A 16955-nucleotide genomic window follows, 5' to 3' on the forward strand; every position below is an offset into this window, starting at 1 on the left:
AACTGATGTACCCAGAGCAGACTAGCGGCGCAGGCCGAGGCGGCTGATCAGGCCCTGATAGCGCTCTTCGTCCTTGCCCTTGACGTAGTCGAGGAGCTTCCGGCGGTGGCTCACCATCTTGAGGAGGCCGCGGCGGGAGTGGTTGTCCTTCTTGTGCTCCTTGAAGTGCTCGGTAAGGTTGTTGATCCGCTCGGTGAGGATCGCGACCTGCACTTCGGGGGAGCCGGTGTCGCCGTCCTTGACGGCGTATTCCTTGAGCAGCGTTTCTTTACGCTCTGCCGTGATCGACATCTCGTTCTTCTCCATGCGCCATGTCGGTTGCCTCCAGCCAGGGCGCCGTCCAGCCGGAAGAAGCGCCGGTAGCGCAAGGGCCGACTTCTGACAAGGATAAAGGCTCGGCTCCTAGTGGCCGGGCCTTCGATCGAACGAGCTTTAGAACTCAATCGTCGCCTGGAAGCCGAACACCCGGCCTCGCTGTAGCGGGGAGAGGGTGCCGAAGGCGGGCTGGTTGTCGAAGGGGTCGTTGAAGAGGTTCGAGTTCGGGCCTGCGACGCCGCCATTGCCCAGATTGTCGGTATCCGGCGTACCGTTCACGCCGGGCACCCCGCCGAAGGGGATCTGGGTGTCGCCCCCGGCCTGGACCTCGTCGAGGAGGTTCTCACCGAAGAAGGAGAGCGAGAGCCCCTCCACCGGCGTCTGCCAGGTGAGGTTGACCTCGAGCATGTCGGCCTCCTGGATGAAGCCGAAATTGTTGTCGGTGAAGGCGAACCGGTCGCGGTGCTGGAAGGCGACACGGCTCGTCAGACTGCCGCGATCGCCCAGCGGCAGGTCCCAGATCACGCTCGCGCCGTAGGTGAGCTCGGGCACGCGGGGAATGGCGAGGTTCTCGTCTTCGCCGTCGAGAACACCGTCGGACGAGATGTCGAAGCGCACGTCTTCGTAGTCGGCGTTGATGTAGCCAAGATTGCCCAGCACCAAGAATGTCTCCGTCAGGGCGTAGCGCGCTTCGAGTTCGACGCCGAAGATGTTCGCATCGGCGGTGTTCGCGATGAGCTGACTGACCCCCGCACCGGGGTCGGAGAGGTTCACCTCGCGCTGAAGGTCCTGGATGCTGGTGTAGAAGAGGGCACCGTTGAGCTGACCGCGCCCGTCGGGGGTCTGCACCTTGGCGCCGAGCTCGAAGCTGTCCACCTGCTCCTCGTCGGTTGCGATCTCGCCCTGCTCGATGACGAGATCGAGGAAGTTGGGGATGTCCGTGATGCGGAAGTTGTAGCCGCCCGAGCGGAAGGCACGGGTCCAGTGGCCGTAGACCTGTGCGTCGTCGCGCGGGGTGAACTGGAAGCCCACTTTGGGGGACAGGTTCTGCCAGGCGTCGTCGTCCTCGAAACCGGTGGAGAGGATGTCATTGGTTGGGCAGGTGCCGTCGAGGATGTCGCAACCCGGCACGCGCGGAATGACATAGGCGATCCCCACATCCTTCTCCTCATAGCTGAAGCGCAGCCCGCCGGTCAGGGTCAGCTTGTCGGTGAGGGCGTAGTCGAGCTGGGTGAAGACGCCGTAGACGTCCTGATCCTGGCTGCCGCCGCCGGTGAAGGTGATCGGCGTGACGCCGGGCAGGAAACGGTCCTCGTTCACCGCGATGTCCTGGTGGAAGTAGAAGAAGCCGGCCTTGACGTCGAGACTGCCGAAGGTGCCCGCGTAGCGCAGCTCGTTGGAGATCTGCTCCTGCTCGGTCTGGGTGGGGGAGTGGAAGATGAAGACCGGCAGACCGTCGATATCGCCGAGCGTCCGCTGGTCGAAGCTGCGATAGCCGGTGATGTTGGTGATGGTGCCGAAGTTCAGCTCCCAGTCCGTCCGCAGGGAGAAGGTCCGTGCGTCGATGTCGACGAAGCCGACCTCGTCGAAGGACACATCAAAGGTGTCGCGCTCGAAGACGCCGCGGTTCTGGGTGACCGGGCCGTCGGAGCGGGTGGAGAAGTTCTCCGCCTTGCCAAGGAAGGTAAGGTTGTCCGTCGCCATCCACTCGAGTGCCCCGCGGATGATCTCGGTGCGGGCGGCGCCGACATTGCCGCCATCGAATTGGTTCTCGAAATAGCCGTTGTCGTCGTTGTAGTAGGCGGAGAACTTGCCGTTCAGCCTGCCCTCGACGATCGGGCCGGAGACCGTGCCCATGAAGTACTGGTTGAGCCCGCCGCGGTCGTCGCCGCCGGGGATCTCGGCGATGTAGCTGGCCTTGGCCCGGAACTCGTCGGTGGGGTTGCCGGTGTTGATGAGGACCGCGCCGCCAGTGGTGTTCCGCCCAAAGAGGATGCCCTGCGGGCCGCGCAGCACCTCGACGCTCTCCAGGTCGAAGATGTCGAAGACGACGCCCGAGTTGATGCCGAGATAGACGCCGTCGACGAAGACGCCCACCGCCGGGTCGATCGAGCCGATCGAGCTGTTCACCCCGAGCCCACGGATGGAGAAGTTCGCCTGGCCCCGCGCCGTGCCGATATCGTCGAGGGAGACGTTGGGCATGGAGAAGCTGAGATCGTCCAGGGCACGGACGTTCAGCGCGTCCAGGGTGCGGTCGTTGAAGGCGGTGACGGCCACGGGCACGTCCTGCACGTCCTCGGGGTCCGCGCTCTTGGTGGCGGTGACGGTGATGACGTCGGTCAGGTCCGCCACGGCGCCGCGCGGGCGCGGTTCATCTTCCTGGGCGAGGGCGGCGGCGGGGGCGGCGAGGGCCAGGAGAGACAGTCCCGTCAGAAGGCGGGTCGCGGGGCGCGTGTTCGAGTACATGGGTGTTCCTTCCCTCTTAAGCGTAGAGCGCGAAAGTGATGCGCGGCTGAACCAGCCATCGCCGGCGTTACCCGCCCTGATTGGGGCGTTCGTCATCAGTGTCTCGCCGATATGGCGTGCTCCTCTACCGCCGCAGTGTCACATGCTGCCAATGCACCCCGACTGTTGCCGTTCGGGCACAGTCATGCCGGACTCTTCGCACGGAAAGGTTGAGCTGGGACAGGAAGCGTTAAGCCTCTAGCAACCATCGGGGGCGTAAGGCTCGACCCATGGTTGTGATCATCGGCATCGTCTTCACCCTCCTCGCAGTCTTCGGCGGCTATGTCTGGGCCGGCGGCAGCATGGACGTCATCGTCGCAGCGCTCCCCTTCGAGATGCTGATCATCGGCGGCTCGGCCTTCGGCGCCTTCGTCGCCTCGAACTCGGTCAGCGTCATCAAGCACACGGGCAGCGACCTCATGGCGATGATCAAGGGTCCGCGCTTCAAGAAGTCGGACTACCAGGACCTTCTCTGCCTCCTGCACCGGCTGGTGGAGATCGGCTCGAAAGACCCCTCGGCCCTAGAGAACGAGATCGAGAACCCGGCGGAGTCGGCGCTCTTTTCTCAGTACCCGCGCATTCAGAAGGACAAGGCCACGGTCGAGATCATCTGCGACACGATGCGCTCGATGATCATGAACTTCGACAACGCCTTCCAGGTCGAGGAGATGCTAGAGAAGCAGCTTCATCAGATGAAGGAGGACAGCCTGCACGGCGCCCATGCCCTCAGCCGGGTGGCAGACGCGCTGCCCGCCCTCGGCATCGTCGCCGCCGTGCTCGGCGTCATCAAGACCATGGCGTCCATCGACCGGCCGCCGGAGGTCCTGGGCGGCATGATCGCCTCGGCCCTGGTCGGTACGTTCCTCGGCGTCTTCCTCGCCTACGGCATGATGGCTCCCATCGCCGAGAAGGTGAAGCAGATCCGCGAGGAGGAGCAGAGCTTCTACGGACTGATCCGCGAGGTGTTGGTCCACTGGCTGCACAGCCACCCGCCGGTCCTCTGCGTCGAGGTTGGGCGCCGCAACGCCCCCTCCAAGATGCGACCCAGCTTCGCCGACCTCGAAGAGGCCATCCGCGGGTCCAAGGCCGAGAAGGAAGCCGCCTGATGACCGACGCCATCACCCTCTCCGTGGAGCGCCAGTCGGGCCTGATGCGTGAGCTGACGATGATCGCCAACAACGTCGCCAACGCCTCCACCACCGGCTACAAGAAAGAGGCCGCCGTCTTCGCCGAGTTCATGAAGAAGGTGCCCGGCCAGGACGCGATGTCCATGGGCTCGCTGCGCGGTCACTATACGGACCTTTCGGCGGGAGCGTTCCAGGCTACCGATGCGCCCCTGGACGTGGCCATCGAAGGAGACGGCTTCTTCGGTGTCGAGCGGGGCGGCGAGCAACTTCTCACCCGCGACGGCCACTTTCAGCTCGATGCGGAAGGCGCGCTGGTGACCGCGGACGGCTTCGCGGTGCTGGACGAGGGCGGCGGCCCCATCGAGCTGCCCCCCGGCACCGGCGAGGTCGCCATTGGCCGCGACGGGACGATCACCGCCGACGGCGTGCCCTTCGCGCAGCTAGGCGTCTTTGCAGCTACGCCGGAAACCCTGACGAGAGCCGGCGGCAATCTCTGGTCCGCAGGCGGAAGGCTCGAGGCCGATGAGGACCCCCGCGTCCGGCAAGGCTTCCTGGAGAACGCCAATGTCTCCCCCGTCGAAGAGATGGCCCGCCTGATCGAGGCCCAGCGCATGTATGAGGCCGGCTCCAACCTTCAGTCCGACGAGCATGAGCGTTTGCGCTCCCTGATCGAGGCGCTCGGCCAGCAATAGCTTCACCAACATAGAAGAGGAGGGCGAGGATGAACCCGCTCAACATCGCGGCCACCGGCATGGCGGCCCAGCAGACCCGCGTCTCGACCATCGCCAACAACATCGCCAATATGTCGACCACGGCCTATGCGCCGCGCCGGGCGACCTTCGCCGATCTCTTCTACCGCCAGGAGGTGACCCCCGGCGTGCTCAGCTCACGGACGGGCACCATCGTACCCGGCGGTGTGCAGCTCGGCATCGGCGTGCGTACCGCCCAGGTGGTGGCCGAGCAGAGCCAGGGGGCGCTCGCCAATACCGGCGGCGACCTCGACATCGCCATCGAAGGTAGAGGCTTCTTCGATGTGGAGCTTCCCTCCGGCGAGCGGGTCTATACTAGGGACGGACGCTTCTCTCTGTCCCCTGACGGAACGCTGGTGACGTCCGAGGGATTCCCGGTCTCGGGCGGTATCGCCATCCCAGAGAACGCCCGCTCGGTCAGTATCTCCGCTGAGGGCCAGGTCTTCGCCGTCTTCTCCGACGGCACCCCGCCGCAAGAGGTAGGCCTCATCGGCATCACCATCTTCGCCAACGACAAGGGCCTCGAAGCCCTCGGCGGCAACCTCTACCGCGAGACGGAAGCCTCCGGCGTGCCGCTCGGCGGCTTCGCTGGCGTGGACGGTGCGGGCTTCATGCGCCAGGGCTTTCTCGAAGAGAGCTCCGTGGACGTGGTGTCCGAGATCGCCGACCTCATCGAGGCCCAGCGCGGCTACGAGCTCAACTCCAAGGTCATGACCGCCGCCGACGAGATGCTGACCGCGACCACGAGGATCCGCTGATGCGCTGGCTTCTCGCGGCGGCTCTCTTCATGGGCAGCGCCAGTGCCGAGGTCACGGCGAACGCCGCCCTGCCGCGCGGCACGATCCTCATATCGTCGGACCTCTCCGGCCCACGCGCCGAGGTGGACCGCATGGTGGGGCTGGAGGCAAGACGCCCGCTCTTCGCCGGGCGCACCGTGCGCCCTACGGATCTGCGCGAGCCGCGCGCGGTCAAGCGCCAGCAGGCGGTCAGCGTGATCTTCGTCCGTGGACTGCTGGTCCTGCGCACCGAGGGGAGGGCGGCGGGCGAGGGCGCCGTGGGCGACAGCGTGGACATCCTCCTTGAGGGGCGGCGCGCGCCGATCAGGGCACGGGTCACGGGACCCGGCCGGGTGGAGGTGGCGTCGTGAAGCGCGTTCTCCTGTCTGCGCTGCTTGTCACTGCCTGCGCATCGACCGACACAGGCGGGGAACGCCGCAAGGAACGTCCGCGTCCGGCGGCCAGCGCCTCGCTCTGGAACCAGGACCCCGAAAGCCTTTTCGGCAACCGGCGGGCGCGGGAGGTGGGCGATGTTCTCACCGTGCTGGTCGCCATCGATGACGAGGCGCAGATCCTCAACAACAACGACCGCAACCGGACCAGCGAGCGGGAGTTCACTCTTCCAGCCGCCGCCGGGCTGCCCCAATGGGCCTTGCAGCGCCTGCCGGAAGGCGCGAGCTTCGACCCGGCGCTGGAGCTGAGCCAGCAGCAGCGCGTGCGCGGTCAGGGCCGGGTGCAGCGTCAGGACCGCATCACCCTGCGCCTCGCTGCGAGGATTGTCGGTACAGAACCCAATGGCGATCTACGCATCGAGGGTAGCCAGCTCGTCCAGGTAGGCGGCGATAAACGCTACCTCTCCGTAGAAGGCATCGTCCGACCCGAGGATATCTCCCGCGGCAACACCATCCAGCACGACCGCATCGCCGAGGCCGATATTCGGTACACGGGACGCGGGCCATTATCGGCGACCGCTCGGAAGGGTTGGGGCAACAAGCTGCTTGATGCGGTGCTGCCTTTTTAGCGGCATAGGCCCCCTCCGCCCTTCGGGCACCTCCCCCACCAAGTGGGGGAGGGACGCAGAACGAACGCTTCTCTCTGTTTCGCTCCCCCTCCCCGAGGGGGAGCTGCCGGTAGGCTGAGGGGGGGAAGCACCAGCTTTACAACCTTGTTAAGTCTGCGTTCAATACGAACGCTAAGAAAAGCCCCGCCCTATCATGGGCGGGGTTTTGCATCGGAACCGGTTAGGCCTACTCTTCCCTCAGCAGACCGATAATCTCCTTGAGGTGCCCGTTCGAGGCGATCTGCTGCTCGAGGCTGTTGATGGTGGCGAGCTGCTCGATGAACTGGTTCGCTTCCATCGGCTCCATCGGATCCTGGTTCTCGATTTGAGCCGTGAGAAGCTGCAGGAACTGGCTCATCTCGTCCGAACTGGCGGCTCTGGGTTCGAGCCGCTGGTCCTGACTGGCGGCGGAGGTGAGGGAGAAGACTTCCATAGGGACTCCTAGAGTTTGAGGTCGAGGCCTTGGTTCGGTCCTGACGGGTTGGCGGCAGAAGGGGCGGGGGCGGAAGAAGTCGCAGCGGAGGGGTGCCCATCCGCCTGATCGCTGGCCGTCGACTGCTCGTCGCCGCGCCACTCGAAGGAGAGGTCGCCGAAGCCCTGGTCGCGCAGCTCCTCCTCTAGGCTGCCGCCATGCTGGCGCATGAGGTCGAGCGTATCCGCTTCGCTGGCGGAGATAACGGCGCGGAGCTGGCCGTTGCCGCGCATCTCGAACTCGATCTGTACCCGGCCGAGCTCTGGCGGGTCGAGGCGAAGCTCGATACGCGCCGCCCCGTCACGAGCCTCGATCGCCGCCTTGACTTGGGTGAGGGCGGGGGGCTCGGCTCTCATAGCCTCCTGGGCAGGCGTCGGCGTAGCAACAGCTTGCGGAACGGCGTTCCTACCGGTCTCCGTCAGGATGGGCGAAGGTGCTGTCTCTACGGAAGAAGCGGTCGTACCCGCACTGATCTGTATTTCGGAAAAGGGAGCCGTGAGGGGCGCGGGGCGAAGAGAAGAATTGTGAGCTTGCTTAGGAGATACGGTTGTCTCGATCCTCGAAGGACCCGCAGCCTGAGATCCATCGTTCCCGTGTCGAGCGAGCTGCGGCGCAGCGGCGGTGGGCTGCGCGCTCTCCTGTGCCTGGCGAAGCGGTGTACTGACGATAGAGGCCGCAATAGCGGGTGGTTTCCGGCCCGTCACCGCTTTCTCGGCGGTGGGACGGGAAACCTGGACCGCTTCTTCCCCTGGTAAGAAAGTCGGCGCTGGGCTCTGACGGCTGCTCGTAGCCGTCCGAGTGCCATCAGTTAACAGCGCGTCGTTCTGCGGCGATACTGTTGCCGTCTTGGCCTCGGACGACGCGGGCTCGGGCAGAGCCGTTCCGCCGGAAAGAGCGGACTTGCCTTCCGTCAAGACGGGCTGCGCTTTGACGGCTTGCGTCCCGCTAGGCGCAAGGTGCTGCTCGCCTGTGGTAATAAGCGGGGGCGCCTGGACGAGCAGCCCGAACGCACTGGCTTCCGCTTCAGCGGGCAGGGGTTTGACCGCCTCGGCCTTCGCGGCGGAGAGCGGCTTGGTCGCGATCATCTGAGGAAGTCCGTTCATGGGGAAAGAAATAGTTCGGAAACCTTACTTCAACCTTTACGCGCAATGTCGGTACGCGGCGTGATAAGGAGAAACCGTCCATGGAAGTGAATCTGATCACCAGTCCTCAGCCCGGCCAAACCCCCGACCCCAACCGGGAGGCGGCGGAGAAGCTGCACGCCGCCCTCTTCGCCGACATGCTGCGCCACGGGGGGCTAAGCGAAGCGCTCTCTACCGGAGAGGACAGCCTCGACAGTCTGGCCTCGGTGGTCATCGACCGCGTAGCCGGTGAGCTCGCTTCCCAGGACGCAGCGTTCACTGATCATCTCTACAAGGTGCTCAAGGCCTACTGACAGGACTTTCTCCACAGCGGCCACTTTTCTCTCGTGGTTCACGGGAGCTTAAGCACTGCAACCTAAGGAGGAGAGGCAACCGGATGTTGCGGAGGCTGGCGGGACCCGAGGAAGGGGAACCCGCGCCGGCTCTTCAAAGGAGGAAAGACGAGATGTCTTCCATCAACTTCAACCAGAGCGCCCAGGTCGCTCTCATGACCCTCAACAAGGTGAACACGGACCTGTTCAAGATCCAGGACCAGATCTCCACCGGCAAGAGGGTCGCGACCGCCCGCGACAACGCTGCCGTTTGGGCCATCAGTGCCGTGATGGAGTCCGACGTGATGGGCTTCCGCCAGATTACCGACAGCCTCAATCTCGGCCTCTCCACCGTGGAAGTCGGCCGGGCAGCGTCCGAGCAGGTGACCAACCTCCTCAAGGAGATCAAGGCCGAGATCGTCTCCGCCAAGGAGCAGAACGTCGACCGCAAGGCCATCCAGCGCGACATCGCGGCGCTGCGTGACCAGGTCGGCTCGATCGTTGACGCGGCGCAGTTCAACGGCCTGAACCTTCTCAAGGGCGGGGCCGATGTCGAGGTTCTCTCGTCCCTCGACCGTGACGCTTCCGGCACTGTCAGCACGGCGAGCATCGCCGTGAAGCGGGCCGACTTCCGCCAGGTCGAAGGCACGTTCGGCACCACCGCTGTGGCTGCCAACGCCGTTGGTGACACCACCATCTCCGCCGGTACCATCGCGGCTGCCGGAACGGAAACCCTCACGATCGAAGCCGGCACGCTGGGTACGAACATTCAGGCCGGCTACAGCTTCGACATGACCATCGGTTCCGAAACCGTTGAGTACATCGCGCGCGAAGGCGACACGGTGAACGACGTCGCCGAGAAGCTGGTCGAGGCCGCCGAGAAGCGCTTCGCCGAGATGGAGGCCGTCTCGCCAGGCTCCGCACCGGACGTCGACTTCACCGTCACGTTGGGTACGGATCCAGAGACCCAGGACGCGGTCATCTCCGTCACCAACAATGGCGGCGCGGGTGTGGCCTTCACCTCGGATAGCTTCTCCGACGGCGTATCGGGCGGTGATCTTGGCCGCCTGGTCGGCATCGACGTCGACACCACCGACGAGACCGCCATCAACCAGGCTCTCCTGGATGTCGAGGACATGATCCAGACCGTCATCGACGCCACCGCATCCTTCGGTTCGGTGCAGAACCGCATCGACATCCAGAACAACTTCGTCACCTCGCTGATCGGCTCCCTCGAAGCCGGTGTGGCAGGCCTGACGGACGCCAATCTGGAGGAAGCTTCCGCTCAACTGCAGGCCCTGCAGGTGCAGCAGCAGCTCAACATCCAGGCGCTCTCGATTGCCAACTCGGCACCGAGCGCCCTCCTGGCTCTCTTCCGTTAAGGAGAGCCGGAGGCCAGCCGGGAGTCCGTCCCCGGCTGGCCTTTCTACGTAGACGGATCATAGCGGGAAGGGACGACCGGCGTGCAGTATCAAGGCTATCAGTCAGTACAAAAAGAAACCAGCGGAGGGGGCAGGAACCTCGAGCGCGAAGTCTTGGAGCGCATCACCATGCGTCTACGCGGTGCGAGGGAGAATGCCGGGGCGGGCGGCGCGAGGCGGCGCGAAGCCCTCGATGACAACCGCAAGCTCTGGCTGACCTTCGCCTCGGACCTCGCCAATCCGCAGAACAACTGCCCGGACGATGTCAAGGCGGCGCTCATCTCCATCGCAGCCTATGTCGAGAAGAACACGGGCGCGGCAATTCGCGACAACGAGGTGCTGGCAGGTTTCGTCGAAATCAATTCGAACATCATCGCCGGCCTCGGCCAAGCAAGCCGGGAAGCGGCCTAATGGCGGGCCTGATCCTCAACCTTCGCCCCTGGGAGACTTTCCTGGTGGGCGAGCACGTCCTGCAGAACGGGCCGAAGAAGACGCAGCTCCGCGTACCCGATGAGGGCGCCAAGGTGCTGCGCCAGTCCGATGCGCTGCACCCGGACCAGGTCTCGACCCCGGTGACCCGCGCCTACTACACCGCACAACTTCTGGTTTTAGGCCTGACCGAGGAAGGGCCGGGGAAGGGGGCGCTCTGCCACCTGCTGCGCCAGCTCAAAGAGGCGCTGGGGGAGAGGGCGGAAGCCGCAGCGGCCCTTACCCTGGCGCTCGAAGGCCGGTACTACCTCGTCCTTCGCCAGCTCAAGAAGCTGCTGCCCGAGGAGGCGCTGCTCCTCTCCGCCCAGCACCACCAGCGCGAGCAACTGGCAAGGGCCTGTTAAGACCCTAGTAACCACAGGTTGTATATCTTCCTTTCCGAAGCCTGAACGGAGTTTCGGATGGAAGCACCAGTATCGACCCTCAAGCTGACGAGCGCGCTGGCGCGGCACGCGGCCCACGCTCATGCGGCGGTGACGAGCAACCTCGCCCGCGCCGATCTTCCGGGTGCCGAGCGGCTCGCCGTCCAGTCCTTTGAGGACATGGTCCGGCGCGGCGGCGAGGCGCCTCGCAGCTTCGCCGTGCCCGAGGTCATTTCCACCGAGACGGAGATGCTGTCCCTCGCTCGTGCGGGTGCGGACCATCAGGCTTCCCTGACGCTGTGGAAGTCCACCCTCAACATGCTGCGGGTCGCAGCGGCGGGGCCGCGCTGATGGCCGGTGTCGATCCCATCCAGGGTGCCATGGGCGCGGCGAGTTCCGGCATGAAGCTCGAGAGCCACCGCCTCAGGCTGTCCGCCGAGAACCTCTCCAATGTCGACACCCCCGGCTACCAGCGCAAGCTGATGTTCGCCCGCGAGATGGCGGGCGGCGGGGCGGAGGTCGCGCGTACCGGCCTTTCGCCGAAGGAGGGGAGGGAGCACTACGACCCCTACCATCCGCTAGCTGACGAGCGGGGCATGGTACGCCTTTCCAATGTCGATCTGATGGTCGAGCTTGCCGATGCCCGCGAGGCACGGCGCAGCTTCGACGCCAATGTCCAGGCCTTCAAGCAAGCCCAGAGCTTCTACCGCGGCCTTCTCGATCTTCTTCAACGCTAGGGAGCAGAAGCGATGAACATCTCCGATATCAGCGCCGCCAGCGGCTACGGCCAGATGAGGGGCCTCCAGGCAGGGGGCGGCCTCAAAGGCCTCGCCGACAGCTTCGGCGCCATCTTCGACAAGGCCGACGACGCGGCCAAAGCCTTCGCCGCGAAGAAGCTCGATACCCAATCCGTGGTCGAAGCGTTCAGCCAGGCCGAGCTCGCCCTCCAGACGGCGGTGACGGTACGCGACCGGGTGGTCTCCGCCTATCAAGAAATCCTCCGGATGCCAATGTGACGGAAGCCGACATCCTTCAGCTTCTGCGCGAGGCCTTGAGGATCGGCATGGTCATGGTGGCGCCGATCCTGGTCTCCGCACTGATGGCGGGCCTTATCATCGGCCTGGTCCAGGCGCTGACCTCGATCCAGGAGCTGACGCTGACCTTCGTGCCGAAGCTCGTGGTCATCGTGCTGATCTTCTGGATGACGGCTGGGTTCATGGTGACGATGCTGGTGGGGTTCTTCGAGCGGGAAGTGCTGGCGCTGTTCTCGTAGGGCGGAACGCGAAGCTTTCCGCCGAGCAATGGGTGCGTGATAGCGGCGGAAAGCTTCGCGTTCCGCCCTACAAATGGGGCAGGGTATGGAACAACTCACGAAACTGAAAATCAGCCCCACCGTGGCGCTGTCCTTGGGGCTTGTGGCAATTCTCATCATGATGGTGCTGCCCGTGCCGCCCATCGTCCTGGACCTCGGGCTGACGGCAAGCTTCGCCTTCGCCATCCTCATCTTCGTCACGACACTGTTCGTCGAGCGCCCGCTCGACTTCTCGAGCTTTCCGGCGATCCTCCTCGTCTCGCTTCTTCTGCGGCTGGCGCTGAACATCTCCTCGACCAAGCTGATCATCGGTGAGGGGCATACCGGGACCGCAGCCGCCGGAGGGGTGATCGAGGGCTTCGCCATGTTCATCATGGGGGGGAACATCGCGATCGGTCTGATCGTGTTCTCCGTCCTTGTGCTGGTGAATTTCCTTGTCATCACCAAGGGCGCGGGAAGGATGGCCGAGGTGGGCGCCCGCTTCGCCCTTGACGCCATGCCAGGCAAGCAGCTCGCCATCGATGCCGACGTCGCGGCAGGCGCCATCACCCACGAAGAAGCCAAGATCCTTCGCCAGAAAGAGCAGCAGGAGACGGCGTTTCTCGGCTCCCTCGACGGTGTGTCGAAATTCGTCAAAGGCGACGCGGTGGCGGGGCTCCTCATCACCATCCTCAACCTCGTCGCCGGCATCGTGGTGGGCATGCTGGTGCACAAGGTCAGCTTCGGCCAGGCCATCGAGAACTACTCCGTCCTCACCGTAGGCGACGGCCTCGTCAGCCAGATCCCCGCCGTGGTCATCTCGGTGGCCGCAGCGCTTCTTCTCTCAAAGGGCCGCGGCGAGGAGGCAGTGGACCTCGCCCTCCTGCGCGAGCTTGGAGGCAGGCCCGAGGCGCTCGTCACCGTGGCCTGTGTCATGGTCGCCTTCGCGCTTTTTCCGGGCTTGCCCTTTCTACCCTTCGTGTTCGGAGCAGGGCTCTTGGGCTACCTCGCCTGGCGTCAGTACAAGGCAGGCCCTGCGCCTACGGATGACAAACCCACGGAGACGCATACCAAACCCGAGACCAATCTCGGCGACCTTCTCGATGTGGACGAGATTCATGTGGAGCTTGCGCCGGACCTAGTCTCCTCGGTGGTCTCCGACCGCGACGGCTTCGATGCGCGGGTGGAGAAGATCCGCGGCTTCATCGCCCAGGAGTACGGCTTCATCCTGCCGCCGGTGCGCGTCACCGACCGCTCGACCCTTCCGGCGCAGGGCTACGAGATCAAGGTGCAGGGAGTGCGCGCGGCCAAGGGCGAGCTGCGCCCTGGACGGTGGCTGGCGCTGCTCCCCCACGAGCAGGAGGCTCACATTCCCGGCGAGCAGGCCACAGAGCCTGTCTACGGTGCCGCCGCCCGCTGGGTGGACTTTCCGGGCAAGGAGCAGATGATCGTAGCGGGCGTCACCGTGGTCGAGCCTTCGGAGGTCATGGCCACCCACCTGCTCGAGACCGTGCAGGCGCAGTTCGCCCGGCTCGTCACCCGCAAATCCCTCCGCGCCGTACTCGATGCGTACACGAACGTCACCGATCCCGACCGCGCCGCCTCCAACCGCCGCTTCATCGAGGAGATGATCCCGGAGAAGGTCACGCACGACCTCCTGCAGGGCGTCATCCGCGACCTCCTGGCCGAGCGGGTTTCGATCCGCCAGCTCCCCCTTATCATCGAGGCGGCGGCGGAGGCCAAGGCCGCCGACCTCATGCCCGGCGACATCGCCGAGCATGTCAGGCGCCGCATCGCCTTCACCTTTGTCGGCAAGCTGGCAGGGGAGACGGGCGAGCTGCCCACTATCGCGCTGGGGCCTGAGCTGACCAAACGCCTCTCCGGTGAAGAGAAGGACCGCGCAGAGAGCGATGCCGCGGGGGCCATCCGCCGTCTGATCGACCGGGCGGCGGAGGCGGGGGCCTACCCGGTGGTGGCGGTCCACGCCACCCTGCGCCGGACGGTCAGGGGCCTCCTCGCAGCCCAGGGCATCCGCAACCCGGTGCTCTCCATCGACGAGATCCAGGGCCACGCCAGGCCCAAGCTCCTCGGCACGGCATGACCGGGATGTTGACCGGGCTCGGCCTTCTCGCCGAGGCATTGGGCGCGAACCTCGAGACCATGCTGGCGCTCTTCTGTAGGCTAGGGGGCTTCATCGCGCTCCTCCCCGGCCTCGGCGCGCAGACCCTGCCGGTGCGGGTCAAGCTCTCCCTTGGCCTGGCGCTGACGGCGCTGCTCCTGCCACTGACCACGCCGACGCCGGAAGGCGAGCTGATACCCCTCGTTCTGACCGAGGCGTTCCAGGGCCTCTTTCTAGGCTTTGGCATCCGCGTCTTCGTCTTCGCGCTCGGCGTCACCGGCTCGGTCATCGCCCAGGCCCTCTCGCTTAGCCAGCTCTTCGGCGTCAGCGCCGAGGGCGACAGCAGCGGCGCGGTCTCCAACGCGCTGGTCATGGCGGCGGTGACGATGTTCCTCACCGCCGACCTCGAAGTGGTGGCGCTGGCTAGGTTCGTCGAGCACCTCGCCGTGGTTCCTTTGGGCTACGGTTTCGAGGCAGACAGCGCGGCTATGGCCGAGCGGGCGCTGGACCTCACCGCCGAGGCCTTCGCCTTGGGCGTGATGCTGGCCGCGCCCTTCATGGTGCTGAACTTCGCCTTCTATATCCTCCTCGGCCTTCTCAACCGGGCCATGCCGCAGCTCATGGTCACTTTTGTAGGCCTCCCCGGCATCACCCTTGGAGGCCTCGTCCTCCTCATGCTGACGGCCGGCGCGCTTTTGACGGCATGGGCCGCGAAGATGGGAGGCATCCTCTCGTGAGCGACGCAGCCGATAAGGTCGTCGAGGCCTCCCCGGACAAGAAAGCCCGCGCGAAGAAGAAAGGGGATGTGGAGAGCTCCCAGGAGCTCGTGACCGCGGCAGCGCTTCTTGGCCTCCTCCTTGGCCTTTTCGCCAGCGTGCCCTTTGCCCAATCGCTGGCTAGCGAGCTGAAGATCCTCCTCCTCAGGCCCGAGGGGGCAGGGGCGGCGGTCCTCTTCGAGGGGCTAGGCTGGCGCTTCATCAGGGCGGGGCTCTTCTTCGTCCTGCCCCTCGCCGTCTTCCCGGCGGCAGCCACCCTCATCGCCCTGGCGGTGCAGGACGCTATCGTCTTCGCGCCGCAGAGGATCGCGCCCAAGCTGGACAAGGTCTCCCCGATCAAGGGCGCGGGCAAGAAGTTCGGCCCCCAGGCGCTCCTCGAGTTCGTCAAGTCGATGGTCAAGGTCGTCGCTCTCAGCAGTGTCGGGGTGACCGCGCTGGTCTTTGAGGCAGGCCGGATCAGCCGCGCCTTCGCGGCCCCGCCGATAGCGCTGCCGCAGCTTCTCTTAAGAGAGCTTCTCGTCATGCTGGCCATCGGCGTGGCGATCACCGGGGCGGCGGCGCTCATCGACCTGCCCCTCGTCCGTGCACAGCGCGAGAAGCGCCTGAAGATGTCCCGTCAGGAGGCCGCCGACGAGCAGAAGGAGCAGGAGGGTGATGCGGGCCTCAAGGCGCAGCGCCGCAAGAGGGCGGAGGCCATCGCGCTTCACCAGATGATGCAGGAGATCAAGACGGCGGATGTGGTGATGACCAACCCCACCCACTACGCCGTGGCCCTCAAATGGGACCGCACCGGCGGCGAGCTCCCTCGCTGCGTGGCCAAGGGGGTGGACGAGATTGCCCTGCGCCTTCGCAGTGCCGCCTTCGACGCGGGCGTTCCGATCAAGGAGGACCCGCCCGCGGCTCGCGCGCTCTACGCCAGCGTGGAGATGGGCGACCCGGTGAAGCCCGAGCACTTCCAGGCGGTGGCCGCCGCCATCCGCTTCGCCGACCGGATGCGGGCGCTTAGGCGGAAGGGGTAGGGAAGAGGCTTATCTCTCCCTCCGGGAGAGATCGACATCTGCGATGTCGAGTGAGGGCGAGTAGGGGTACTGAGCTTGGTCTCGGGAATGCCCTCACCCGAAGCCTGCCGAGGCAGCCTTCGACCTCTCCCATTGGGAGAGGTAAGCCGCTGATCGGATACTGAATGAAAGTCTAACCCGTCAGTTCACCAACGGTGAAGCTGCGCCGCTGGAAGCGTGAGGCGACGCTGCCGCGCGCCACCTTCTTCGTCACGCCGCCCGTCTCTACCTCAAGGTCCACCTGCCCGGCATCGGCACCGGGCAGGGCCAGCTCCACTCCTACCTCCAGCTCGCGCAGCATTCGCCCATCACTGGTCCAGCGGCAGAGCGTGACATGGGCGGGAAGGGGCAGGGCATGCGGCCCGAGACCGCCGGGTACCTGGCTTCCCCAGGCCTCCAGTAGAGCCTCGCCGAGGGGCGGGAAGAGGAGGTCGAAGACGGCTTCCTTCCCTTCGATCCGTAGGGTGAAGGTGCCCAGCAGACGCTCGCCAGCGGGCGGCAGGTTCAGTGGCCACTCCTCTAGAATGGGAAGCGAACGGTTCGGCTCGAGCTCCAGCTCGAACCCCTCGCGCAGGACCTCGGCCAAGGGCTCGGCAATGGTAACCATGGACATGCTGTCGAGCACGGAAGGATGCATCGGCGGGGAAAGTCCCTCGCTGTCGCCAAGCAGGTAGCTCGTCAGAAGAAGCGCCGCCTCGGGCGGGAAGCGCAGCACGGCCGCGCCGTCCGGCTCGCCAACAGGCACCAGAAGCCCCGGCTGCGGCAGCTCGCGCCGATAGGCATTGTGGCTGGTCATCCGGAAGCTGACCTCCGCCTCCACCGGCCGGGAGACGAGGCGGGAGAGCCGCCCGCCGAGCTGGTCGGTCAGCGCTTTCCAGCGGTGCATCTCTTCGGAAACGGCAGCGGGGACGGGCAGGATCTCGTCCTGGGCGGGGTCGGTTCTGACGAAAGCGGTCAGGGGGAGCGTGTTCATCGGCATGGG

At 65.5% G+C, this 16955-nt stretch carries 21 protein-coding genes; 16 read left to right on the plus strand and 5 right to left on the minus strand.

The genetic code is table 11. The annotated features are described in order from the left end of the window. Nucleotides 1-21: 21 nt before the first annotated feature. Both rpsO and NOG11_RS05785 read right to left on the minus strand, forming a co-directional pair. Entirely contained in the window at nucleotides 22-291 is a 270-nt protein-coding gene (gene rpsO, locus NOG11_RS05780; protein ID WP_256619005.1) for a 30S ribosomal protein S15, read from the minus strand. Nucleotides 292-432: 141 nt separating this feature from the next. After that, the gene (locus NOG11_RS05785; RefSeq protein WP_256618758.1) at nucleotides 433-2781 is read right to left on the minus strand and encodes a TonB-dependent receptor; all 2349 of its coding nucleotides are present in this window, start codon (nucleotides 2779-2781) and stop codon (nucleotides 433-435) included. A gap of 269 nt (nucleotides 2782-3050) precedes the next feature. Between NOG11_RS05785 and motA the strand changes: the two genes are divergently transcribed. From motA to NOG11_RS05810, 5 genes are read left to right on the plus strand one after another with little or no spacing between them, the layout of a single operon-like run. Further along, nucleotides 3051-3926, plus strand: coding sequence for a flagellar motor stator protein MotA (motA, locus tag NOG11_RS05790; protein ID WP_256618759.1), 876 nt, complete (start codon nucleotides 3051-3053; stop codon nucleotides 3924-3926). Further along, the gene (flgF, locus tag NOG11_RS05795) at nucleotides 3926-4639 is read left to right on the plus strand and encodes a flagellar basal-body rod protein FlgF (protein ID WP_256618760.1); all 714 of its coding nucleotides are present in this window, start codon (nucleotides 3926-3928) and stop codon (nucleotides 4637-4639) included. Before motA ends, flgF begins: the two co-directional genes overlap by 1 nt. A 29-nt stretch (nucleotides 4640-4668) precedes the next feature. Continuing rightward, nucleotides 4669-5454, plus strand: a complete 786-nt coding sequence (gene flgG / locus NOG11_RS05800) for a flagellar basal-body rod protein FlgG (RefSeq protein ID WP_256618761.1) — start codon at nucleotides 4669-4671, stop codon at nucleotides 5452-5454. After that, entirely contained in the window at nucleotides 5454-5843 is a 390-nt protein-coding gene (flgA, locus tag NOG11_RS05805) for a flagellar basal body P-ring formation chaperone FlgA (RefSeq protein ID WP_256618762.1), read from the plus strand. Before flgG ends, flgA begins: the two co-directional genes overlap by 1 nt. Continuing rightward, a complete protein-coding gene (locus NOG11_RS05810; protein WP_256618763.1) occupies nucleotides 5840-6493 on the plus strand; it encodes a flagellar basal body L-ring protein FlgH in 654 nt (217 codons plus the stop codon). The genes flgA and NOG11_RS05810 overlap by 4 nt, the downstream gene beginning before the upstream one ends. Nucleotides 6494-6719: 226 nt before the next feature. Here NOG11_RS05810 and NOG11_RS05815 read toward each other — a convergent pair whose 3' ends face one another. Together NOG11_RS05815 and NOG11_RS05820 are read right to left on the minus strand one after the other, a co-directional pair. Next, entirely contained in the window at nucleotides 6720-6965 is a 246-nt protein-coding gene (locus NOG11_RS05815; protein ID WP_256618764.1) for a flagellar hook assembly protein FlgD, read from the minus strand. A gap of 8 nt (nucleotides 6966-6973) precedes the next feature. After that, the gene (locus NOG11_RS05820; RefSeq protein WP_256618765.1) at nucleotides 6974-7360 is read right to left on the minus strand and encodes a flagellar hook-length control protein FliK; all 387 of its coding nucleotides are present in this window, start codon (nucleotides 7358-7360) and stop codon (nucleotides 6974-6976) included. An 827-nt stretch (nucleotides 7361-8187) separates the two neighbouring features. Here NOG11_RS05820 and NOG11_RS05825 point away from each other — a divergent pair. The 11 genes from NOG11_RS05825 (at nucleotide 8188) to NOG11_RS05875 (ending at nucleotide 15934) form a co-directional block, all read left to right on the plus strand. Beyond that, on the plus strand, nucleotides 8188-8439 hold the full coding sequence (locus tag NOG11_RS05825; protein ID WP_256618766.1) for a hypothetical protein: 252 nt from the start codon (nucleotides 8188-8190) through the stop codon (nucleotides 8437-8439). A 152-nt stretch (nucleotides 8440-8591) separates the two neighbouring features. Then, nucleotides 8592-9839: a flagellin N-terminal helical domain-containing protein gene (locus NOG11_RS05830; RefSeq protein WP_256618767.1), complete on the plus strand. Its 1248-nt coding sequence runs from the start codon at nucleotides 8592-8594 to the stop codon at nucleotides 9837-9839. Nucleotides 9840-9920: 81 nt separating this feature from the next. Next, nucleotides 9921-10289: a flagellar biosynthesis regulator FlaF gene (gene flaF, locus NOG11_RS05835; protein WP_256618768.1), complete on the plus strand. Its 369-nt coding sequence runs from the start codon at nucleotides 9921-9923 to the stop codon at nucleotides 10287-10289. Continuing rightward, nucleotides 10289-10711 (plus strand): flagellar biosynthesis repressor FlbT, encoded by a 423-nt coding sequence (locus NOG11_RS05840; protein ID WP_256618769.1) that lies wholly within the window; start codon nucleotides 10289-10291, stop codon nucleotides 10709-10711. Before flaF ends, NOG11_RS05840 begins: the two co-directional genes overlap by 1 nt. A 57-nt stretch (nucleotides 10712-10768) precedes the next feature. Further along, nucleotides 10769-11080, plus strand: a complete 312-nt coding sequence (locus tag NOG11_RS05845) for a hypothetical protein (protein ID WP_256618770.1) — start codon at nucleotides 10769-10771, stop codon at nucleotides 11078-11080. After that, nucleotides 11080-11466: a flagellar basal body rod C-terminal domain-containing protein gene (locus NOG11_RS05850; protein ID WP_256618771.1), complete on the plus strand. Its 387-nt coding sequence runs from the start codon at nucleotides 11080-11082 to the stop codon at nucleotides 11464-11466. The genes NOG11_RS05845 and NOG11_RS05850 overlap by 1 nt, the downstream gene beginning before the upstream one ends. Before the next feature lie 12 nt (nucleotides 11467-11478). Further along, nucleotides 11479-11745: a flagellar hook-basal body complex protein FliE gene (fliE, locus tag NOG11_RS05855; protein WP_256618772.1), complete on the plus strand. Its 267-nt coding sequence runs from the start codon at nucleotides 11479-11481 to the stop codon at nucleotides 11743-11745. Continuing rightward, nucleotides 11742-12002, plus strand: coding sequence for a flagellar biosynthetic protein FliQ (locus NOG11_RS05860; protein WP_256618773.1), 261 nt, complete (start codon nucleotides 11742-11744; stop codon nucleotides 12000-12002). Before fliE ends, NOG11_RS05860 begins: the two co-directional genes overlap by 4 nt. A gap of 85 nt (nucleotides 12003-12087) precedes the next feature. After that, a complete protein-coding gene (locus NOG11_RS05865) occupies nucleotides 12088-14121 on the plus strand; it encodes a flagellar biosynthesis protein FlhA (protein WP_256618774.1) in 2034 nt (677 codons plus the stop codon). Then, on the plus strand, nucleotides 14118-14876 hold the full coding sequence (locus NOG11_RS05870; RefSeq protein WP_256618775.1) for a flagellar biosynthetic protein FliR: 759 nt from the start codon (nucleotides 14118-14120) through the stop codon (nucleotides 14874-14876). The genes NOG11_RS05865 and NOG11_RS05870 overlap by 4 nt, the downstream gene beginning before the upstream one ends. Next, nucleotides 14873-15934, plus strand: a complete 1062-nt coding sequence (locus NOG11_RS05875; protein ID WP_256618776.1) for an EscU/YscU/HrcU family type III secretion system export apparatus switch protein — start codon at nucleotides 14873-14875, stop codon at nucleotides 15932-15934. Before NOG11_RS05870 ends, NOG11_RS05875 begins: the two co-directional genes overlap by 4 nt. Before the next feature lie 172 nt (nucleotides 15935-16106). On the opposite strand, the gene NOG11_RS05880 is transcribed toward NOG11_RS05875, so the two are convergent. Beyond that, nucleotides 16107-16952 (minus strand): hypothetical protein, encoded by an 846-nt coding sequence (locus NOG11_RS05880; protein ID WP_256618777.1) that lies wholly within the window; start codon nucleotides 16950-16952, stop codon nucleotides 16107-16109. Nucleotides 16953-16955 lie beyond the last annotated feature (3 nt).

The sequence above is a fragment of the Parvularcula maris genome (genome assembly GCF_024505085.1).
GTDB lineage: Bacteria > Pseudomonadota > Alphaproteobacteria > Caulobacterales > Parvularculaceae > Parvularcula > Parvularcula maris.

What these genes read in the sequence shown, in the direction of transcription:
- NOG11_RS05820 (WP_256618765.1), bottom strand. Translation starts at nt 7,360, where the DNA reads ATGAGAGCCGAGCCCCCCGCCCTCACCCAAGTCAAGGCGGCGATCGAG.
- flgA (WP_256618762.1), top strand. Translation starts at nt 5,454, where the DNA reads ATGCGCTGGCTTCTCGCGGCGGCTCTCTTCATGGGCAGCGCCAGTGCC.
- motA (WP_256618759.1), top strand. Translation starts at nt 3,051, where the DNA reads ATGGTTGTGATCATCGGCATCGTCTTCACCCTCCTCGCAGTCTTCGGC.
- rpsO (WP_256619005.1), bottom strand. Translation starts at nt 291, where the DNA reads ATGTCGATCACGGCAGAGCGTAAAGAAACGCTGCTCAAGGAATACGCC.
- NOG11_RS05785 (WP_256618758.1), bottom strand. Translation starts at nt 2,781, where the DNA reads ATGTACTCGAACACGCGCCCCGCGACCCGCCTTCTGACGGGACTGTCT.
- flgF (WP_256618760.1), top strand. Translation starts at nt 3,926, where the DNA reads ATGACCGACGCCATCACCCTCTCCGTGGAGCGCCAGTCGGGCCTGATG.
- NOG11_RS05825 (WP_256618766.1), top strand. Translation starts at nt 8,188, where the DNA reads ATGGAAGTGAATCTGATCACCAGTCCTCAGCCCGGCCAAACCCCCGAC.
- NOG11_RS05830 (WP_256618767.1), top strand. Translation starts at nt 8,592, where the DNA reads ATGTCTTCCATCAACTTCAACCAGAGCGCCCAGGTCGCTCTCATGACC.
- fliE (WP_256618772.1), top strand. Translation starts at nt 11,479, where the DNA reads ATGAACATCTCCGATATCAGCGCCGCCAGCGGCTACGGCCAGATGAGG.
- NOG11_RS05845 (WP_256618770.1), top strand. Translation starts at nt 10,769, where the DNA reads ATGGAAGCACCAGTATCGACCCTCAAGCTGACGAGCGCGCTGGCGCGG.
- NOG11_RS05850 (WP_256618771.1), top strand. Translation starts at nt 11,080, where the DNA reads ATGGCCGGTGTCGATCCCATCCAGGGTGCCATGGGCGCGGCGAGTTCC.
- NOG11_RS05840 (WP_256618769.1), top strand. Translation starts at nt 10,289, where the DNA reads ATGGCGGGCCTGATCCTCAACCTTCGCCCCTGGGAGACTTTCCTGGTG.
- NOG11_RS05865 (WP_256618774.1), top strand. Translation starts at nt 12,088, where the DNA reads ATGGAACAACTCACGAAACTGAAAATCAGCCCCACCGTGGCGCTGTCC.
- NOG11_RS05880 (WP_256618777.1), bottom strand. Translation starts at nt 16,952, where the DNA reads ATGCCGATGAACACGCTCCCCCTGACCGCTTTCGTCAGAACCGACCCC.
- NOG11_RS05870 (WP_256618775.1), top strand. Translation starts at nt 14,118, where the DNA reads ATGACCGGGATGTTGACCGGGCTCGGCCTTCTCGCCGAGGCATTGGGC.
- NOG11_RS05815 (WP_256618764.1), bottom strand. Translation starts at nt 6,965, where the DNA reads ATGGAAGTCTTCTCCCTCACCTCCGCCGCCAGTCAGGACCAGCGGCTC.
- flgG (WP_256618761.1), top strand. Translation starts at nt 4,669, where the DNA reads ATGAACCCGCTCAACATCGCGGCCACCGGCATGGCGGCCCAGCAGACC.